This is a genomic window from Streptoverticillium reticulum, from assembly GCF_047456005.1.
Taxonomy (GTDB): Bacteria; Actinomycetota; Actinomycetes; order Streptomycetales; family Streptomycetaceae; genus Streptomyces; species Streptomyces reticulum.
Map to the genome: position 1 here is coordinate 620,373 of NZ_CP179755.1, position 17,353 is coordinate 637,725.

General features: G+C 70.7%; 18 protein-coding genes and 1 pseudogene. 7 read left to right on the top strand and 12 right to left on the bottom strand.

The window, feature by feature from the left end; translation table 11 throughout:
- Positions 1 to 212 precede the first annotated feature (212 nt).
- The 3 genes from ACMATS_RS02760 to ACMATS_RS02770 all read right to left on the bottom strand — a co-directional run bounded on the left by ACMATS_RS02760 (position 213) and on the right by ACMATS_RS02770 (position 2,143).
- Positions 213 to 908 carry a response regulator gene (locus ACMATS_RS02760; RefSeq protein ID WP_414166736.1) on the bottom strand — a complete coding sequence of 232 codons (696 nt, stop codon included), beginning with the start codon at positions 906 to 908 and terminating at the stop codon, positions 213 to 215.
- The gene (locus tag ACMATS_RS02765) at positions 905 to 1,645 is read right to left on the bottom strand and encodes a hypothetical protein (protein ID WP_414166737.1); all 741 of its coding nucleotides are present in this window, start codon (positions 1,643 to 1,645) and stop codon (positions 905 to 907) included. The genes ACMATS_RS02760 and ACMATS_RS02765 overlap by 4 nt, the downstream gene beginning before the upstream one ends.
- 105 nt (positions 1,646 to 1,750) lie before the next feature.
- Positions 1,751 to 2,143 carry a hypothetical protein gene (locus tag ACMATS_RS02770; RefSeq protein WP_414166738.1) on the bottom strand — a complete coding sequence of 131 codons (393 nt, stop codon included), beginning with the start codon at positions 2,141 to 2,143 and terminating at the stop codon, positions 1,751 to 1,753.
- Positions 2,144 to 2,774: 631 nt separating this feature from the next.
- Between ACMATS_RS02770 and ACMATS_RS02775 the strand changes: the two genes are divergently transcribed.
- Entirely contained in the window at positions 2,775 to 3,950 is a 1,176-nt protein-coding gene (locus ACMATS_RS02775; RefSeq protein ID WP_414166739.1) for a sensor histidine kinase, read from the top strand.
- 90 nt (positions 3,951 to 4,040) lie between these two features.
- Positions 4,041 to 4,346, top strand: coding sequence for a WhiB family transcriptional regulator (locus ACMATS_RS02780; protein WP_414166740.1), 306 nt, complete (start codon positions 4,041 to 4,043; stop codon positions 4,344 to 4,346).
- Between the two features lie 91 nt (positions 4,347 to 4,437).
- On the opposite strand, the gene ACMATS_RS02785 is transcribed toward ACMATS_RS02780, so the two are convergent.
- From ACMATS_RS02785 to ACMATS_RS02795, 3 genes are all read right to left on the bottom strand, one after another.
- Positions 4,438 to 5,136 (bottom strand): response regulator, encoded by a 699-nt coding sequence (locus ACMATS_RS02785; RefSeq protein WP_414166741.1) that lies wholly within the window; start codon positions 5,134 to 5,136, stop codon positions 4,438 to 4,440.
- Positions 5,137 to 5,163: 27 nt separating this feature from the next.
- Positions 5,164 to 5,346, bottom strand: a complete 183-nt coding sequence (locus ACMATS_RS02790) for a hypothetical protein (RefSeq protein ID WP_414166742.1) — start codon at positions 5,344 to 5,346, stop codon at positions 5,164 to 5,166.
- Positions 5,347 to 5,628: 282 nt separating this feature from the next.
- Positions 5,629 to 6,306 carry a response regulator gene (locus ACMATS_RS02795; RefSeq protein ID WP_390781254.1) on the bottom strand — a complete coding sequence of 226 codons (678 nt, stop codon included), beginning with the start codon at positions 6,304 to 6,306 and terminating at the stop codon, positions 5,629 to 5,631.
- 508 nt (positions 6,307 to 6,814) lie between these two features.
- Here ACMATS_RS02795 and ACMATS_RS02800 point away from each other — a divergent pair.
- Positions 6,815 to 7,480: a response regulator gene (locus tag ACMATS_RS02800; RefSeq protein ID WP_414166743.1), complete on the top strand. Its 666-nt coding sequence runs from the start codon at positions 6,815 to 6,817 to the stop codon at positions 7,478 to 7,480.
- A 74-nt stretch (positions 7,481 to 7,554) separates the two neighbouring features.
- On the opposite strand, the gene ACMATS_RS02805 is transcribed toward ACMATS_RS02800, so the two are convergent.
- Complete coding sequence (locus ACMATS_RS02805) at positions 7,555 to 7,944, bottom strand: cupin domain-containing protein (protein WP_390781252.1); 390 nt, start codon at positions 7,942 to 7,944, stop codon at positions 7,555 to 7,557.
- A gap of 372 nt (positions 7,945 to 8,316) precedes the next feature.
- Here ACMATS_RS02805 and trpC point away from each other — a divergent pair, with 372 nt between their 5' ends.
- Positions 8,317 to 9,120: an indole-3-glycerol phosphate synthase TrpC gene (trpC, locus tag ACMATS_RS02810; protein WP_414170646.1), complete on the top strand. Its 804-nt coding sequence runs from the start codon at positions 8,317 to 8,319 to the stop codon at positions 9,118 to 9,120.
- A gap of 92 nt (positions 9,121 to 9,212) precedes the next feature.
- On the opposite strand, the gene ACMATS_RS02815 is transcribed toward trpC, so the two are convergent.
- The 5 genes from ACMATS_RS02815 to ACMATS_RS02835 all read right to left on the bottom strand — a co-directional run bounded on the left by ACMATS_RS02815 (position 9,213) and on the right by ACMATS_RS02835 (position 12,710).
- Entirely contained in the window at positions 9,213 to 9,422 is a 210-nt protein-coding gene (locus tag ACMATS_RS02815) for a PspC domain-containing protein (RefSeq protein WP_414166744.1), read from the bottom strand.
- A gap of 153 nt (positions 9,423 to 9,575) precedes the next feature.
- Positions 9,576 to 10,229 carry a response regulator gene (locus ACMATS_RS02820; RefSeq protein WP_390781249.1) on the bottom strand — a complete coding sequence of 218 codons (654 nt, stop codon included), beginning with the start codon at positions 10,227 to 10,229 and terminating at the stop codon, positions 9,576 to 9,578.
- The gene (locus ACMATS_RS02825) at positions 10,226 to 11,407 is read right to left on the bottom strand and encodes a sensor histidine kinase (RefSeq protein ID WP_414166745.1); all 1,182 of its coding nucleotides are present in this window, start codon (positions 11,405 to 11,407) and stop codon (positions 10,226 to 10,228) included. Before ACMATS_RS02825 ends, ACMATS_RS02820 begins: the two co-directional genes overlap by 4 nt.
- Positions 11,408 to 11,482: 75 nt before the next feature.
- The gene (locus ACMATS_RS02830) at positions 11,483 to 11,833 is read right to left on the bottom strand and encodes a hypothetical protein (RefSeq protein ID WP_414166746.1); all 351 of its coding nucleotides are present in this window, start codon (positions 11,831 to 11,833) and stop codon (positions 11,483 to 11,485) included.
- 52 nt (positions 11,834 to 11,885) lie between these two features.
- Positions 11,886 to 12,710 (bottom strand): hybrid sensor histidine kinase/response regulator, encoded by an 825-nt coding sequence (locus ACMATS_RS02835; protein ID WP_414166747.1) that lies wholly within the window; start codon positions 12,708 to 12,710, stop codon positions 11,886 to 11,888.
- A gap of 333 nt (positions 12,711 to 13,043) precedes the next feature.
- On the opposite strand from ACMATS_RS02835, the pseudogene ACMATS_RS02840 reads away from it, so the two are divergent.
- From ACMATS_RS02840 to ACMATS_RS02850, 3 genes and pseudogenes are all read left to right on the top strand, one after another.
- A pseudogene (locus tag ACMATS_RS02840) lies at positions 13,044 to 13,610 on the top strand (ABC transporter permease); the annotation flags it as partial.
- A gap of 315 nt (positions 13,611 to 13,925) precedes the next feature.
- Positions 13,926 to 15,239: an MFS transporter gene (locus ACMATS_RS02845; RefSeq protein WP_414166748.1), complete on the top strand. Its 1,314-nt coding sequence runs from the start codon at positions 13,926 to 13,928 to the stop codon at positions 15,237 to 15,239.
- Between the two features lie 45 nt (positions 15,240 to 15,284).
- Entirely contained in the window at positions 15,285 to 17,039 is a 1,755-nt protein-coding gene (locus ACMATS_RS02850) for a glycoside hydrolase family 3 protein (RefSeq protein WP_414166749.1), read from the top strand.
- The last annotated feature ends 314 nt before the right edge of the window (positions 17,040 to 17,353 follow it).

The window sequence follows — 17,353 nt, forward strand, 5'->3', positions numbered from 1 at the left end:
GGCGCGGGGCCCAGCGGTCATCTGTTTCTTCCTGCATTCGGTTCGGGGCGCCGGGCGTCTGTCCTGTCGGCTGCCCGACGGCGAGGGGCACGCTTGTGTCGGTCCCTCGGCGGCGTCCGGGCCTGTTCTCGTCACCCTAGGGCCGGCCACCGCGGCGCAGCGTCGGAGAAAGTGGACAGCGGATCGACGAACGGCATGCCCGGCAGGCCGCGTCAGCCGCCGGACTCCCACGGCTCCGCACTCAGTCCGGCCTCGAACACGATCAGGGCGGCCTGGGTGCGGTTCTCCAGCCCCAGTTTGGCGAGTGCGCGGGAGACGTACGTCTTGACGCTCGCCCCCGAGAGGCCGAGCCGGTCGGCGATCTGATCGTTGGTCATGCCGGATCCGACCAGTGCCAGCACCCGTTGCTCGCTCGCGCTGAGCCGGGTGAGCAGTTCCCGCGCCCGCTGCTGCCCCATGCCCGTGCTCTCCTCCTGCCGGGTCAGCAGCAGGGACAGCACGTCCGAGGAGACGACCCCGGTGCCGGCGGCCACCGAGCGCAGGACGGCCGCCAGTTCGGCCGGCCGCAGGTCCTTGCCCAGCAGCCCTGCGGCGCCGGAGGCCAGGCTGCCCAGGGTCCGCCCGTCGAGGGGAAAACCGGTGAGCAGCAGCACCTTGGGCGGCTCCGGCAGCTCCAGCAGCCGGGCGGTGCACTCCGCGCCGTCCATCCCGGGCATGCGCAGGTCCACGACGGCGATGTCGGCGCGCAGCTCGCGGCACCGGTCCACCGCCTCGGCGCCGCTCGCCGCCTCGGCGACGGTCTCGAAGTCCGGGAAGGTGTCGATCAGCCCGCGCAGCCCGCACCGCATCAGGGGCTGGTCGTCGACGACGAGGACGCGCACGGGCGGCCGGGCCGCGGGCGGCGTCATTCGTCGGCCTTCGCCACGGGCGGCACCGGGGCGGCGGTTCGGTCCGCGTACAGTGCGAGGGTCAACTCCCGGACGAAACTTTTACGTTCGTAGGCGTCCCACTCCACGGCATCGCTCCGCGTCAGTCGCGCGGTCGCGGTCTCCACGGTCCCGGCCACCTGGTTCAGCACCGCTTCCCGGTCCTTCGCCTCCAGTACGGCCAACTGCCTGTGGCGCACGACGTCGGCGACCTCCGGGGCGTAGCGCAGCGGAACGCCTTCCCGGTCGGTCGCCTGCACTTCGTCGCTGCGCCAGTGGTGCAGGCGGACATCGACCCGGTGGCGCAGGGGCAGCGGGTTCGTCCCCACCAGTCCCGCCCTGCGCACCGTGCCGCAGTAGCGGCCACAGAACGTCAGCACGAGGGCGCTGCCGCCGGGCACCCGGGCAAGCCCGGCGAGCGCCACGACGACGACCGCGAGAGAGGCCACGGCGACGACGGCGCCCAACGTGGCATGTGCGGCAAGCGCGTTGCGGGGAGTGTCGGGCACGAGGTACTCGGCCGGTCCGGCAGGGAGCAGGCCGATCGCCGGCCAGGCGGCGGCCACCGCCCCCGCGCATGCGGCGATCACGGCCAGCCAGCCGGAGGGCGCCCTGCGCAGCTGCTCGTCCGGGGTGATGTCGGCACCCGCCGGGCGTCGGCCCGCGCATGGCACCTCTGTGCGGGGCGGTGCAGAGGCGGTCTGTGCGGGCTGCTGCACGGTGACTCCTTCGGGACGGGGAACAAGGGGCGTTACGGGTGGGGAACAGGGGACGTCACAGGTGAGGTTCTTGTCACTCATCGCTCTCCTGCAAGGTCATCAGCGTCATGGTGAGCCCCGGCGGGTGAAAGGTCTCTGCGGTCTCGTAGTAGGTGCGCAGCACGTGTGTCTTCTGCGGCGGCTCGGCGGTGCCCCCTTGACCGCGTCCTGCGTGAACGGGCCGGAGTTCTCACCGGCGGTGAGCACCCACAGCCGCAGGGGCGGCTTGTCGCCGAGACACTCGGCGTAGTCGGTGCGGTCGAGGAACACGTCGCGCGGCAGCCGGTCACCCAGCAGGCGTGCGAGCCCCGCGTCCAGGAGCCACGTGCGGCGCTCCCCGTACACCATCGCGTCGCCCCACTGCTGCCGGTCGGCGATGATGCGGGCCGCATCGGAGTAACCGGTCCGGCTCGTGGGGTGGTTGGCGCGGGAGACGTGGTCGTGGGTGCGCACGGCCACCTGGCCGGGAGCTCCTGCCGCAGCCACGGCTGCGGCAACCGCCACTGCCCGCGGACGCACGGCAGCGAGCGCCGCTCCAGCGACGGCGTACGCAGGGAGACCGCGGAGTCGCCGAAGAGGTGCGCCCAGCCGTCCATGAACGCGTAGTACGGGGCGTACACCCCGTCGACCTCACCGGCCGACGCCACGAGCCGGCCCGGGGAGCCAGTGGCGGCACTCCAGGTGGCCGGTTCGTCCCGCCACACCTCGGCACGGCCGATCCGCCATGCGCCGACGAGCAGCGTCAGCAGGGCGGGGCACACCCGGACGGCCGGGCGGACACGGCCGCCCGCTCCACGTTCCCAGCCCAGCAGGCGAGTTCGCTGCGGCGGCGGTGTGGGGATCACGGCGCGGGCGTTCCGTCTCTTCGGGGATGCGGTGCAGAGGCAGTGCCACGACAGGGGCACTGCACCAACGTTATGGATGCATCCACCACACAGCAGGGCGCCTTTGGTTGGTCCCGTGTCCTCCTTCGGTGCTCCGCCTCCACCGTTTGCCGCCCGGGGCGGCCGGCGGCGGACCCTACGCTCCTAGCGACGACGAAGGTGATGAAGAACGTGACGAAGAACGTGACAACCGGAGCTGGACACCGATGATTTCCGACCGCCGGGACCGGCAGCGGTGGAGCGATACACGCACGATCGACGTTGCGCTGGCAGGCGCGGTCGCGGCGCTGTCCTGCGTACTGATCACCGTGGTGGGCGGTACGGGCCTGATCGACGGCTATCCGCTCAGCTGCGCCGCCGCCACCGCGGCCGCGGCCGTACTCGTGATCCGCCGCAGGCACCCCATCGTCTGCGTGACCGCGGCCCTGCTGGCCACCTTCGCCTCGGACGAGCGAACCCCGCTGATCGTCGCCCTCTACTCGCTGGGCCAGTACGGCGGCCGCATGCGCTGGCCCACCGTCGTCGGCACGGCCTCCCTCTACTTCACCACCCGGTGCTTCGTCGGCACCGCCGCGTCATCGCTCCAGGAGCTGGGCTACGGGGTGGCGGTGGACATCTTCCTGCCGGCGCTCATGGGTGAACTGCTGCGCAAGGAACGGTCCCTTCAGGCTCTGCTGCGCGACCGTCTCCGCCACACCGAACTGACCGCGGAGCACGCCGCCCGGTTCGCGGCTCTGGAGGAGCGCACTCGCCTCGCCTACGACATCCACGACAACGTCGGTCACCAGACCTCCGTTCTGGTGCTGCACGCGGGCTGCCTCCAGCAGGTACCGGACCTGCCGCCGCCTGCGCGCGCCGTCGCAGAAAGGATCACGGACACCGCCATCGCGGTGATGCATGAACTCCGCGCGGTCATCAGCGTGTTGCACGACGAGGACGCCGACGGCCGGCCTGCTCGTCGTCAGCTCCCGTGCGCCGAGTTCCTGCCGGTCCTGGTGCGGAACATGGAGGTGGCCGGGATGGACATCACCTACCGGGTTCGGGGCACCCGCCGCGAACTGTCCTCCGGCGCCGATGCGGTGCTCCACCGCGTCAGCCGCGAGGCACTGACGAACGCGGCCAAGCACGCCCCCGGCGCCCCGGTCACCGTGACGCTGGAGTTCACTGCCGCCGCCGTGTCCCTCTCGGTGGACAACGGGCCGTCCTCCGCCGCCGGCCGGGCCCGCGACTCCGGCGGCCTGGGGCTGCGGGGCCTGCGCGAGGCCCTGACCGCCGAAGGAGGGCGGCTCGAAGCCGGTGCACTGCCGGACGGCGGCTACCGCCTCAGAGCCGTTCTGGACTGCACCGGGTCCCGGATCGACCAAGGGTCGCAAAACGATTGACGGGATCAACTTATCGCGCCGCTCACCTGCCGGACCGTCGGTTAACGTCCCTCTTCAGTTGACGAACAAAGCAGTTTACGGAAGATCCCTGTGAAGAAGAGAATCAATCTGCCCATACTTGCCGCAGAGTTCAACGTCCAAGCACTCGACTGGCAGTCCGATGCCGTATGTTCACAGACGGATCCCGACATCTTCTTCCCCGTCCGGGGCCAGTCTTCCGAACCCGCGAAAGAGGCCTGCGCGGGCTGTCCCGTCCGGGAGCCCTGCCTGGACTACGCACTGACCAACCGCGAGACGCACGGCATCTGGGGCGGCACGGCGGAACACGAGCGCCGCGCCCTGCGGCGGGCCGCCCGGAGCAGGCCGGATCAGGGACCGGGCCGAAAAGTCGGCTGAACATGGTTCAGGCAGGCCCGAAGCCACGCGGAGCCCGGTCGGCCGAAGCCGACCGGGCTCCGGATGCCATGCCATCCGACCCGGAGCCGGGCTACGGCTCCGGCGTCCCCGCGCCGGCGGCGGGCGGCGGCGCGCCGGGCCCGGCGATCCCCGTCTCGTACGCGATGATCGCGGCCTGAGTACGGTTGTCGAGCCCCAGCTTGGCGAGGGTGCGCGAGACATAGGTCTTCACACTGGCCCCCGACAGCTCCAGCGCGCGGGCGATCTGAGTGTTCGTCATGCCCGCACCCACCAGGGCAAGGACCCGACGCTCGCCCTGGCTCAGCAGCGACAACTTCTCGCGCGCCCCGTTGAGCCGGATCGGCGTGCGGTCCGCGGCCTTGCGCACCAGGCTGGTCAGTACCTCGGGGGCGATCACCCGGCCGCCCAGGACGACCGTGTGCATGGCGGCGAACAGCTCGTCGGGGCGCAGGTCCTTCAGCAGGAACCCGCAGGCTCCGGCACGCAGCGCCTCCAGCACCCGGTCGTCGGTGCCGAAGACGCCGAGCACCAGGACACGGGGCGGCTCGGGCAGCCGGCTCAGGCGGCGGGTGGCCTCGACCCCGTCGATCCGGGGCATGTTCAGGTCCATCAGCACCACGTCGGGCCGGTGCGCGGTCACCTGCGGCAACGCCTCGGCGCCGTCGCCCGCCTCGCCGACGACCTCGAACTCGTCGGAGGAGTCGATCAGCGTCGTCAGCCCCATCCGGATGATGGCCTGGTCGGCCACGATCATCACGCGAATAGTCATGCTGCCCATGCCCCCTGGTAGCTGGAATCACCGCTTCGTTCCTGCTCCGGCCGGGCCGGATCGCCGGTCACCGCCGGTTCGTCCCCGGCCGGTGGCGGTGTCGGGAGCGCCCGCCGGCAGCCGGAAGCCGCCGTCGCGCAGCAGGCGCCGGTCGGCCGCGCGGGGCAGGGAGGGAGGCGGGCGCAGCCGGAAGAATTGTTCTGCGTGCATCTGGGTGTATATCTCCGAACAGAAGGCCGAGGCGACAACTCCCCCGGATCCGTTCTTCACTCAAGCACCGGTCGACGTGGGCGAGAACAACTGAACGTCTGCCTTCGACCCCCGACGAAAGTCGGGCAGTACCGCCTGCGAGAAGGGCGCCTTCGTCGCCGGGGCTCTCGGCGCACGGGCCGAAACCCGGCAGTAGCTATCCAGAGCATGACAATCAAAACGACCGCAGCGCAGAGCGCCCCGTCGGCGAAGGTGACGGGACGCCCTGCGCCGCCGGGCCCGTCAGATCAGGCCGTGGTCCCGCTCACTGTCTGCGAGCCCGGCCTCGTAGGCGAGGATGGCGGCCTGGGTGCGATTGTCCAGCCCGAGCTTGGCGAGCATCCTCGAGACGTAGGTCTTCACGCTCGCCTGCGACAGGTGAAGCCGGCGGGCGATCTGCGCGTTGCTCAGACCGGCGCCGATCAGCCCGAGCACCCGCCGTTCGCTGCCGTTGAGCCCGGACAGGCGATGTTGCGCGTCCGCACCACATTCCCGCTCACCGGCGGAGGCCCGCTGCACGAGGCTCTCCAGCGCCTCCGGCGCCACGACCCGGCCGCCCGCCATCACCGTGCGCAGTGCGGCGGTCAGCTGCTGCGGGCACAGGTCCTTGAGCAGAAAACCGGCAGCGCCCGCCTCCAGGGCGTCCAGCACCCGGTCGTCGACGTCGAAGCTGGTCAGCACCAGCACTTTGGGCGGGCTGACGAAGCGCATGAGCCGTTCCGTCGCCACAATCCCGTCGGCACGCGGCATCCGGATGTCCATGAGCACGGCATCGGGGCGGTGGGTACGTGCCTTGGCGAGCGCCTCGAAGCCGTCACCGGCCTCCGCGACGACCTCGAATTCGGGGGTCGATTCCACCAGCAGGCGCAGGCTCGACCTGATCGCCTCCTGGTCGTCGACCACCATGACGGATGCGGGCACTTCGGATCCTTTCATCGCCACACCGGCCTGAAAGGCCATGACCAGCCTGAACATTGCCAGCCCGGAAATCCTCTCCAGAAGGGCCCAAGGTCCCCTGCCCGAGGGGCTGAAGTCCTGGCATCGCGAATTCCCTTTCCGCGCCACCCTGTTGTACTTCTGGCAGCCGATTGCGGAACGCGAAACGCGATACCCGCCGGCCATTCGACCTTTACCTCTCCTTGAACACTCCTGGGATACAGTCGGGCAATCCCAGCGCAACGCCGGATCCATTCCCCGGTCGGCACCCAGGAGCACGGAGCCGGTCACCCCAGCAGTGCGCCGCCGACCGGACCACAACGGCGTGCACGGCACCGGCGGGCCCCGAAGGCCGAAAGCAGCAGCTCCCATGGCCCACTGTGCCGGCACCCCCCACAACAGCCCGCAGGAGTCGCCGGATACGGCGCCGTTCACCGCAGGCCCGGAACGGCCGTCGTCCACGTCGGAAGCCGAACCGGCCCCAGAAGCAAGGGTGTTGATCGCCGATGACGCCCCGCTCGTGCGCTACGGCCTGCGGTCGATGCTGGACACGAGCGACGGCTTCATCGTCGTCGGCGAGGCCGCCGACGGTGTCGAGGCCGTGACCGAAGTCCGCCGGCTCTCCCCCGACCTGGTCCTCATGGACATCAGGATGCCGCGCATGTCCGGGCTGTCCGCACTGCGGCAGATCGGCGAACTCCCGCGCCCGCCCGCCGTGGTGGTCCTGACCTCCTTCGCCCTCGACGACTACGTGGACGAGGCCGTGGCCGCCGGCGCCGTGGGCTTCCTGCTCAAGCACTCCCCGCCCCGCGAACTGCTGACCACCGTGCGCCGGATCGCCCAGGGCCACGGGGCGCTCTCCCCCGAGGTGACGCGCCGTGTCCTGGCCACCGCCCGCGACCGCGGCCCCCGCCTCACGCTCGCCCAGCGCCGGCTGCTGCACAGGCTCACCGACCGCGAGCGCGACGTGCTCGCACTGCTCGGCACCGGCATGTCCAACCTCCGCATCGGCAAAGTCCTCGGCATGGCCGAGGGCACGACGAAGGGCCACGTCAGCCGCATCATGGCCAAACTCGACGCCGACAACCGGGTGCAGGCCGCGCTGCTCGCGTACCGCGCCGGGCTGTCCCCGGAGGGTCCGGACGGCGGGGACGGCTGACGCGGTGCGGTGTTCCGCAGCATTCTGCCGGGCACGGGGATCCTGTCCCGGTTCACGGTCGGCAGCGCCGCCGGTCACCGGTTCTCATGGTCCGTGGCGTCCTTGTCGCACCGTGCGAGGTCGTTCTCCGCGAGCGGCTTGCCCTCCGGCGTCACATAGGTGACCCAGAGCACGACGTCCTCGGTGCCCTTGTTGTAGCCCTGGTGCACATAGCCGCTGCCCTCGATCACCGCGTCCCCTGCCTTGTAGACATGGGTGCCGCCCGCCCGCAACTGGTGGGTGAGCTCCCCCTGCTGCACCACTCCGACCAGGTTGCCGTGGTGGCAATGCCACCCCGTTCCGCTGCCCGGCGGAATCGTGATCTTGCGGAAGTTCACCTGAGCAGGCCCGCTCACCCCGACCTCGACCGGGTCGTCCTGCCGGCCCGCGGCGTGCTCCTCGACGGAGATCTCCCTCAGCTGCATGTCCGTACGCTGCTCACCCGCATTGGCCGGGAAGGAACTCTCCACTCCGAGCGCCAACACTCCCGCGGCTGTCGCACAGATCAATCCTGCAAGCCACTTACGCATGGCTGGCCTCTCAAACGTCGGAAATCCGGCTGAAGTTCCATGCTGGAACGTGCGGCATCCCGCGTCTGTCGGCAGAAGTTGCATGCGCTGACCCACTTGGCGGCGGCACAGTTCCGGAATGCCAGGCACCCGATGGACTGGTTCGGTGCCGAACCTCGACGAAGTCGTCTGACAGCGTCAACTTTCGCCGCAGCCAAGGCCGAAGGACCACTGTTACCGTGATCGGCATTGCCCAGAGCGAGGCTCAGACAAATGGATGGTGCACCCATGACCGTGCTCGACGACCTGGTGGCCGGCGCGACGGAGGACTTTCTCAGGAGAGAGGAGTCCATGCCCCTGCCGGTGCTGCGGGACCGGGCGTTGGCGACCGTCCCTGCGCGCGACGTGGTGTCCGCGTGGTCCGGCCCGGACGTCGCGGTGATCTGCGAGGTGAAACGGGCCAGCCCGTCCAAGGGCCGGCTGTCCCGCATCCCCGACCCGGCTCTGCTCGCGGCCGAGTACGCACGCGGCGGAGCCGCCGCCATCAGCGTGCTGACGGAGGAACGGGAGTTCCTCGGCTCGCTGGCAGACCTGCGCGCAGTACGGAGGTCCGTCGGTGTCCCCGTGCTGCGCAAGGACTTCATCGTCTCCGCCTACCAGGTGTGGGAGGCCCGCGCCTGCGGTGCGGACCTGGTGCTGCTGATCGTGGCAGCTCTGGAGGACGCACAGCTCACGGAGTTGTACCGGCTGACGACGGAACTGGGCATGACCGCCCTCGTCGAGGTGCACGACGAGGCGGAGGCCGAGCGTGCGGCCGCCCTGGGGGCGGAGCTGATCGGCGTCAACGCCCGCAACCTCAAGACGCTCGAGGTCGACCGCAGCACCTTCGGCCGCATCGCGCCGCTGCTGCCGGAATCGGCGGTGAAGGTGGCCGAGTCCGGTATCCGCAACGCGCAGGACGTCGCGGCCGTCGCGGCGGCGGGGGCCGGGGCCGTCCTCGTCGGCGAGGCCGTCGTCACCGGTGCCGACGCCGCGGCGACGGTGGCCGGGCTGGTCGAGGCGGGCCGCCGGGCCGGGGGCCGCACCCGCTGAACCGGAAGCCCGGGAGGAGGAAGAGAGGGCCCAGGTCGCGCGCTCGGCAACCTGGGCCCTCCCCCTTGCGGCAGCGGTGGGCGGTAAGCCGGTCACGCCACCGTGGTCGTCACGATGCGCTCCTCCTCGGGCACCAGCACCCAGAGCACGAGGTAGAGCAGCACCTGTGTTCCGGGCAGCAGAAAGGACAGGACGGCGAGTACCCGCATCGTCTTGGCGCTCATGTCGAATCGACGGGCCAGGCCGGCGCAGACGCCTGCGATCATCCGGTTCTCACGGGGGCGGACCAGCGGAACGGACATGGTGGTGACTCCTCGTCGTCGATGCGGGACGGCAGGGCGTGAGCCCGGACCGGCCACTTGACGCTACGGCCACGGAGCCTGTGCACGGAATCGGCGAAAGTTGATCGGCCGTTCTCGAAATCGGCAGTGGCGCTGCCGAGTTGTGGTCTCGGCTCAGGGCAGGCCGAGGCCCGCGTCGCGGGCGAGCAGCGCCGCCTGCACCCTGTTGTCGACGCCGAGCTTGGCGAGCACCCGGCTGACGTGCATCTTGACCGTGGCTTCGCTGGTGAACAGGGCAGCGGCGATGTCCGCGTTGGACCGGCCCTGCGCCAGCAGCTCCAGCACGTCCCGCTCGCGAGGTGTCAACGTGTCGATTTTGCCGCGGATTTCGGGGGAGGCAGTCCTGGGGCGGTGGCGCAGCAGGTCGAGGATCTGCCGGGTGACGGCCGGGGAGAGCATGCCATGGCCCTCGGCGACCTGGTGAACGGCGCGTACCAGTTCGGCGGGGGGCGTGTCCTTCAGCAGGAACCCTGCCGCCCCCGCCTCCACGGCGTCGCTCACGTAGGCGTCCAGTCCGAAGGTGGTGAGCACGATGACGGCGGGCGGCGAGGGCTGGGCGAGCATCGCGCGGGTGGCCGCGAGGCCGTCCATCCGCGGCATCCGGATGTCCACCAGGGCCACGTCGCAGGCGTGGACGCCGGCCGCCACCACGCCCGTCAGGCCGTTGTCGGCCTCGGCGACGACTTCGATCTCCGGGTCGTCCTCCAGGACGGTGCGCAGCCCGTAGCGGACGAACTGGTCGTCGTCGACGATCAGAACCTTGATCACGGCTCCTCCGGAGCAGACGGGGACGGCGCGGACCGTTCGCGGTGGACGGGTACCTCTGCGCGGACCACGAAGCCGCCGTCGGGGCGGCCGGCGGCCCGGAAGGTGCCGCCCAGCACGCGCAGCCGCTCGGCCAGTCCGACCAGGCCGTGGCCGCCGGACGGCAGGTCCGGACGGGGGGCGGTGGTGGCAGGCCCGTTGGCGACCTCGATGCACACCGTGTCCGTCCCGCGCCGGACATCGACGGCGACGGCGGCGCCGGGGGCGTGCTTGAAGGCGTTGGTGAGGCACTCCTTCACGACCCGGCAGACGGTGGCCTGCACGGCGGCGGGCAGGTCGTCGAGGGCGCCGCTCACCGTCAGAGCGACGTCCATGCCGAGGTGGCGGCAGTCCTCGACCATCGCACCGAGGTCGGCGGCGGTGGGGACGGGCTCCAGCGGCACGTCGCCCATGGCCTGACGAGCCGTCAGGACATCGAGGATCTCGCGCAGTTCCTCCAGGGCCTGTACCCCGGTGCGGCGGATGCGTTCGGCCTCGGTGCGCACCCGGTCGCCCCCGCGGTCGGCGCCGGCGCTGAGGATGCCCGCGGCGAGCACCATGTGGCTGACCCGGTGGGCGACAACGTCGTGCAGCTCACCGGCGATACGGGCGCGCTCCTCCGCACGGGCCTGCTCGGCCATGAGGGCCTGCTCGCTCTCCAGGGCTGCCGCCCGCTCCTTGACGCTGGCGGTCAGCTGCTGCTGCGTCGCCGCGTACAGGCCCACCAGCAGCGGCCCGGCCACGAACGCCAGACCGTGGAACACGTCCAGACCCCGTCCGCCCGCCTGCGCGGACCACATCTGGGAGCCCAGCGCCACGACGAACACCGTCACCAGGATCCGGGGCCGGGAGCGGTAGTTGCCTCCGACGGTGTAGAGGGCGGCGATGAGCGCCGCCGGGGCGTAGGACACGACGTGCCCGACGAGCACGCCCGCGGTCACGGCCAGCGGCCAGCGGCGGCGCCACAGCACCAGGACACCCAGCAGCCCCGACACGACGGCCGCCGGCTCGGGGTGGCCGGTGAGGAGACCGGACCGGGGCAGGACCAGCGAGTCGCCCACGCCGTAGGCCGCGGCCGCCATGGCGACGGCGACGTCCGTCGCGGACGGGCGCCAGGCGCGCTGCGGTTCCGGATGTTTCATGCGGTGTGTTCGTTCGGTGGGACGGACAGGGGCAGACGGGGGACGGATGCGGTCGAGGTATGCGAGCAGGATGCCTCACGGACCGGCCGGGGCTGCGCAGCCGGGCCCCGTAGCGCGAAGGGCGTCCAGCGCCCGGCGCAATTCGACGATCTCGCGGTGCAGTGCCTGGATGGCGACGAGGGCGACGCCCTGGGCGTCGACGCAGTCGATCGCCGTGTCGTCCTGGCCGAGGCCGAAGGCGGCGTACCAGTCCTCGGACATGGGACCCAGATGGCACACCTGGTCCGGGTCCCACTGGTAGCGCCAGATGCTGACCGGCAGGGCGGCGACCCTTTCGAGCACCTTGACCCCGTCGACGGCCACCCCCGGCGCAGCCACGGTTCCCGGGTCGGCGAGGCTGGTGACAGCGTTGTTCCTCGACTGCATGGTCTGTGTTCCCTGCATCCCGTCGTCGATCGTGCGCCCGCGCGTCGAAAGATCACGGGCGGCGGACAGGATCCCGATCCTTGCAGGACGTCGCGCCCGCGTCAGCAGACGAAGGACGGTATTCGCCGGCCGACGAAAGTAGGGGGAGCAGGGGGAGCACCACGCGCACGGTGAGGCCGCCGCGGGGGCGCGGTTCCGCAGTGATCGTGCCCCGGTGGGCGGTGGCGATCGACGCCGCGATGGACAGGCCCAGCCCGTTGCCCTCCCCCGGGGCGTGCTGGCGGGGACGCAGCCGGCGGAACGGCTCGAAGAGGTGCGGGACCACATCGGCAGGCACGGCCGGCCCGGTGTTGCCGACCTCGAGGACGGCCCGCTCTCTGCCGCCCTCACCGCTGTCACGCCCCAGCCGGATCTCGACCCGGCCCGGACGGGTGTTGTACCGGATCGCGTTGGAGACGAGATTGCGGACGAGCCGGTCGAGCAGCACCCCGTCTCCGTCGACGGTCATCGCGTCCAGACGCGCGTCCACGGCGACCTGTGCCGCGCTTGCGTCCTCCGCGCTGTCGGCGACGACCTCCCGCACCACGGTGTGCAGGTCCACCGGCTCGGAGTGGTCCAGCCCCTGCTCGCTGGTGGAGAGCAGGAGCAACCCGGCGAGCAGCCGTTCGATGCGGTCGGCCGCATCCAGCAGCACGGAGCGGATCTCGGCCACCTGCTGCGGATCGGCGTCGAGCAGCCCCACCTCCAGGCCGACCCGCTGGACGGCCAGCGGGGTGCGCAGTTCGTGGGCGGCGTCGACGGCGATCCCGGCTCGGCGCAGCCCGGCCGCGGTCATGTTCGCAATGAATTCCTCGTCCTCGACCACCAGGACGCGCATCGCAATCCGCTCCCTCACCTGAACAGGGGTGTCTCCGTTCCGGACAGGGTATACGGGGGCGGGTTTTCCAGAAGTTGACCGCAGGGTCGGCAAAAGAAGGGTCGGATGAATGGCTAGGTGATGGAAATCCCCTGCCAGGCAGCATGGTTGGCGTATTCACTTTCGCCCGGTCAACGCCCACGGAAGGAATTTCCACAAGGGAGACGGGCAGGGTCCCGCCGGCAGCAGCCCGGGCGGCTCGTCCGGACAGTCCCAGGATCACGATCAGCAGGTGAAGTACGCGAGTTGCCTCCGGAAGAACGGCCTGGACGTCCAGGACCCGGAGCCCGGGACGCCGCCGGCAAGCTGCTCGGCTTCGACGGCCACCCCACCACGGTCTACGAACGCTCAGCGGACGACGCCGTGGACCAGGTACGCGAACTGCTCCCGCGGGCGATCAACCCACAGAGCCCGGCGGACGTGGCGGTCAGCCGCCCCTCCGACGCCCTGGCGGCGAAGGCGGCCGCGGGCGGAGCCTTCACCGGGCTGCTGCTCGCCCTCGGCGGCGTGGCACTCCTGGTCGGCGGGGTCGGCGTGGCCAACACCATGGTCATCTCCGTACTGGAACGACGGCACGAAGTCGGCCTGCGCAGAGCGCTGGGCGCCACCCGGGGCCACATCCGGATGCGGTTCCTCACCGAATCACTGCTCCTGTCCGCCCTCGGCGGCATCGCCGGCGCCCTGCTGGGCACGGGTGCGACCGCGGGCTACGCCGCCTGGCGCGGTGTGCCGTTCGACCTGCCGCCGTGGGCGATCGCCACCGGCCTGGGCTCCACGCTCCTCATCGGCACCGCCGCCGGTGTCTACCCCGCCGTCCGCGCCTCACGGCACGCGCCGACTGCCGCACTCCAAGCAGTCTGAAGCGGATGACGGCGGCGGACGGTCACATCAGGATTCCCCTTGACCGGACTGCGCCCCCGATCTCAACTTTCGTCAAGTAATGGCCTCACTTCGTCGACATATGATCACCGATTCGACTAGTTAGATTCCATATGACACATGGAGAGCCATCCAGCCCCCCGGGGAAAGCACATCCAGACATCCCCAGTCGACCGATCCACGTCCCCATTTGTCGACCTGCTACCACCCTTTTCCGCGCAATTACCCGGCGGTCCGCTCCTAGCCTGAGGCCGCAGGCGCGGCAAAGAAGCCGCACCGGAATTTCTTGGAGCCGCCATGGCCGACATCCGCCATGCCCACACCCATTCCTGCTTGCGCAGGACGCCGGCCGTCCCCGCCCTCGAGGCTCCCGCCGAACAGGCTCCCCCCGACGCGCCGGTCAAGCTGATCCTCGCCCTGGCCGCAGCCCAACTCGGCGTCTGCACGGCGGTCTTCACCCCGCTCGTCGTGACCCTGGCCCTGCGGGTTGCCCAGATCGTGCCGGAGGCCGAGCGGGGGACGGCCCTCGGCACGGTGCTGTCCGTCGGCGCCCTGCTGGCGCTGATCGGCAACCCGCTGTTCGGTGCCCTCTCCGACCGCACCACCAGCCGCTTCGGGCGCCGGCGCCCCTGGCTCGTCGGCGGCGCGCTCGTCGCCGGCGCAGGCCTCACTGTCGTCGCCCTTGCGGACAGCGTGCCGCTGCTGCTCGTCGGCTGGGCGATCGCACAGGCCGGCTGCAACGCCTCTCTCTGCATGATCACCGCCTGTATCCCCGACCTGATCCCCGACCACCAGCGCGGCCGGGTCTCCGGGCTCGTGGGCATGATGCTGTCGGTCTCGATGGTCTGCGGCACGTTCCTGGCCAAGGTCTTCAACGGCAACATTGCCGCGGCCTTCGTCGTCCCGGCCTTCCTCGGTGTCGCCGGCGCCTGCGCCCTCGCCCTGGTGATGAAGGACCGTCCGGCCCGGCCCGGCAGCTTCGCGCCGTACGGCGTCCGCGAGTTCCTGCGCAGCTTCTGGGTGAACCCGGTCCAACACCCCGACTACGCCTGGAACTTCGCCAGTCGCTTCCTGGTCTTCGTCGGCATCTCCTGTGTCACCAGCTACCAGGTGTACTTCCTGATGGACCGGATCGGCGTCGCCGAGGGCGACGTGCCGGGCAGGATGTTCCTCACCACGCTCGTGACCGTCGCCGGTGTGGTCGCAGGCTCGCTGCTCGGCGGCTCCCTCTCGGACGGCACGGGCCGCCGCAAGCCCTTCGTGTTCGCCTCGGCCTTCGTCATCGCCGTCGGACTCACCGGGATCGCCACGGCCTCGTCCTTCGGGGCATTCCTGGCCGCCGTGGGTGTCTTCGGCTTCGGGCAGGGCCTCTACCTCGCCGTCGACGTGGCGCTCGCCGCGGCCGTCCTGCCGGATCCGGAGACCAGTGCCAAGGACATGGGTGTGCTGAACATCGCCAACGCCCTGCCGCAGTCCCTCGTCCCGATGATCGCCCCGCTGCTGCTCGCCATCGGCCCGGGCGGCGGCAACTACGGAGCGCTCTTCCTCTTCGGCGGCATCGCGGCTGCGGCCGGAGCGGCACTCGTCCAGCTGATCTGCTCCGTCAAGTAGCTCGCAGCAAGTAACTCTCAGCAAGTAGCAAGGAGTACCGGCCACATGACCGTCCACCCGTACCAGGACGCTTCGCTCCCCGTCGACCGGCGCGTCGACGACCTGCTCTCCCGGATGACCTTGGAGGAGAAGGCGGGCCAGCTGTTCCAGGACATGCTGACGATGAACCCCGACGGCTCCCCGGCCGAGGACCCCGACGGCTCCACCCCGACCGCCGGAACCACCGAGCTGATCAAGGACAGGCAGCTCACCCATTTCAACCTCCTCGGCCAGTACGGCCCCCGCGAGATGGCCCTGTGGCACAACGCGGTGCAGGAGCTGGCGGCCGCCACCCGGCTCGGCATCCCGGTCACCCTCTCCACCGACCCCCGGCACTCCTTCACCGACAACATCGGCGCCTCCTTCAACGCCGGTGCCTTCTCGGCCTGGCCGGAACCGCTGGGGCTGGCTGCGATCGGGGACCCGGAGCTGGTGCACCGGTTCGCGGACACCGTCCGCCGCGAGTACCTGGCCGTCGGCTTCCGTGTGGCGCTGCATCCGCAGATCGACCTGGCGACCGAGCCCCGCTGGTCCCGCCAGTCCGGCACCTTCGGCTCCGAAGCGCGGCTCGCGGGCGAGCTGGCGGCGGCGTACGTCAAGGGGCTGCAGGGCGACGAGCTCGGTCCGGAGTCGGTCGCCGCCATGGTCAAGCACTTCCCCGGCGGCGGCCCGCAGAAGGACGGCGAGGACCCGCACTTCCCGCACGGCAAGGACCAGGTCTACCCGGGCGGCCTGCGCGACCTGCACCTGGAGCCGTTCAAGGCGGCCATCGCGGCCGGGTGTTCGCAGATGATGCCGTACTACGGCCGGCCGGTCGGCACCGACTGGGAAGAGGTCGGGTTCGGCTTCAACAAGGGCGTCCTCACCGGTCTGCTCCGCGAGCAACTGGGTTTCACGGGCATCATCTGCACCGACTGGGGCCTGCTCAACGACGCTCCCATCTTCGGCGAGATGCACTCCGCACGTGCCTGGGGCTGCGAACACCTCTCCGTCGCCGAGCGCGCCGAGAAGTCCCTCGCAGCGGGCGCGGACCAGTTCGGCGGGGAGCACTGCCCCGAGATCGTTGTCGAGCTCGTCCGCTCGGGCCGGATCGCGGAATCCCGCATCGACGCATCGGTACGCCGCCTGCTGCGCGAGAAGTTCGTGCTCGGCCTCTTCGACAACCGCCGCGTCGACCCGGACCTGGCCGAAGACATCGTCGGCGCGAGCGAGTTCACCGCTGCCGGGGCGGAGGCCCAGCGCCGTTCACTCACCGTCCTGGCCGACAACGCATCGCTGCTGCCGGTCACCGGGCGGCCCAAGGTGTACGTCGAGAACCTCGACGCCGAGGCCGCGGCCGTGTACGGCTCCGTGGTCACCGACCCGGCGACGGCCGACCTCGCGATCATCCGGCTCCGTACGCCCTACGAACACCGCCCGAACCGCTTCGAGTCCTTCTTCCACTCCGGCACGCTCGCCTTCACCGAGGAGGAGCTCGCCCCCGTGCTCGCGCTCCTGGACACGGTGCCGACGCTGGTCTGCATCAACCTGGAACGGCCCGCCGTCATACCGGAGATCGCCGAGCGCGCAGCGGCACTGATCGCGGACTACGGTGCGAGCGACGAGGCCTTGCTGGACGTCGCCTTCGGCCGCGCGCACGCGGAGGGCCTGCTTCCCTTCGAACTCCCCCGCTCCATGGCCGCGGTCGAGGCCGCACGGCCCGATGTACCGAACGACACGGCGGACCCCGTGTTCCCCCACGGCCACGGCGTGCGGGTCTGAAACACCGCTCGGAGACAGACATCAACACCCGCAACACCTGCAACATCCGTGAGGAGAAACGAAGCCACCTTTCACACGATCCTTACGATCCACGTCGGTCAGGACAGCGGTGGTACCGACCGCCGCCCTGGCCCTCGTGCCCGTGTTCTCGGATCCGTCGACGATCGCGGCCGCCGCCGCCAAACCAAGGACGCGACCCTCACGCCGACAGGACGCTGGTGGACGAGATCGGCAATACGGCCGTGAAGGTCTGCTCCGTCGACGGCCAGGGCGCAGACCTCCGGGTCACTGTCGGAGGCAGCACGCCGCCACGG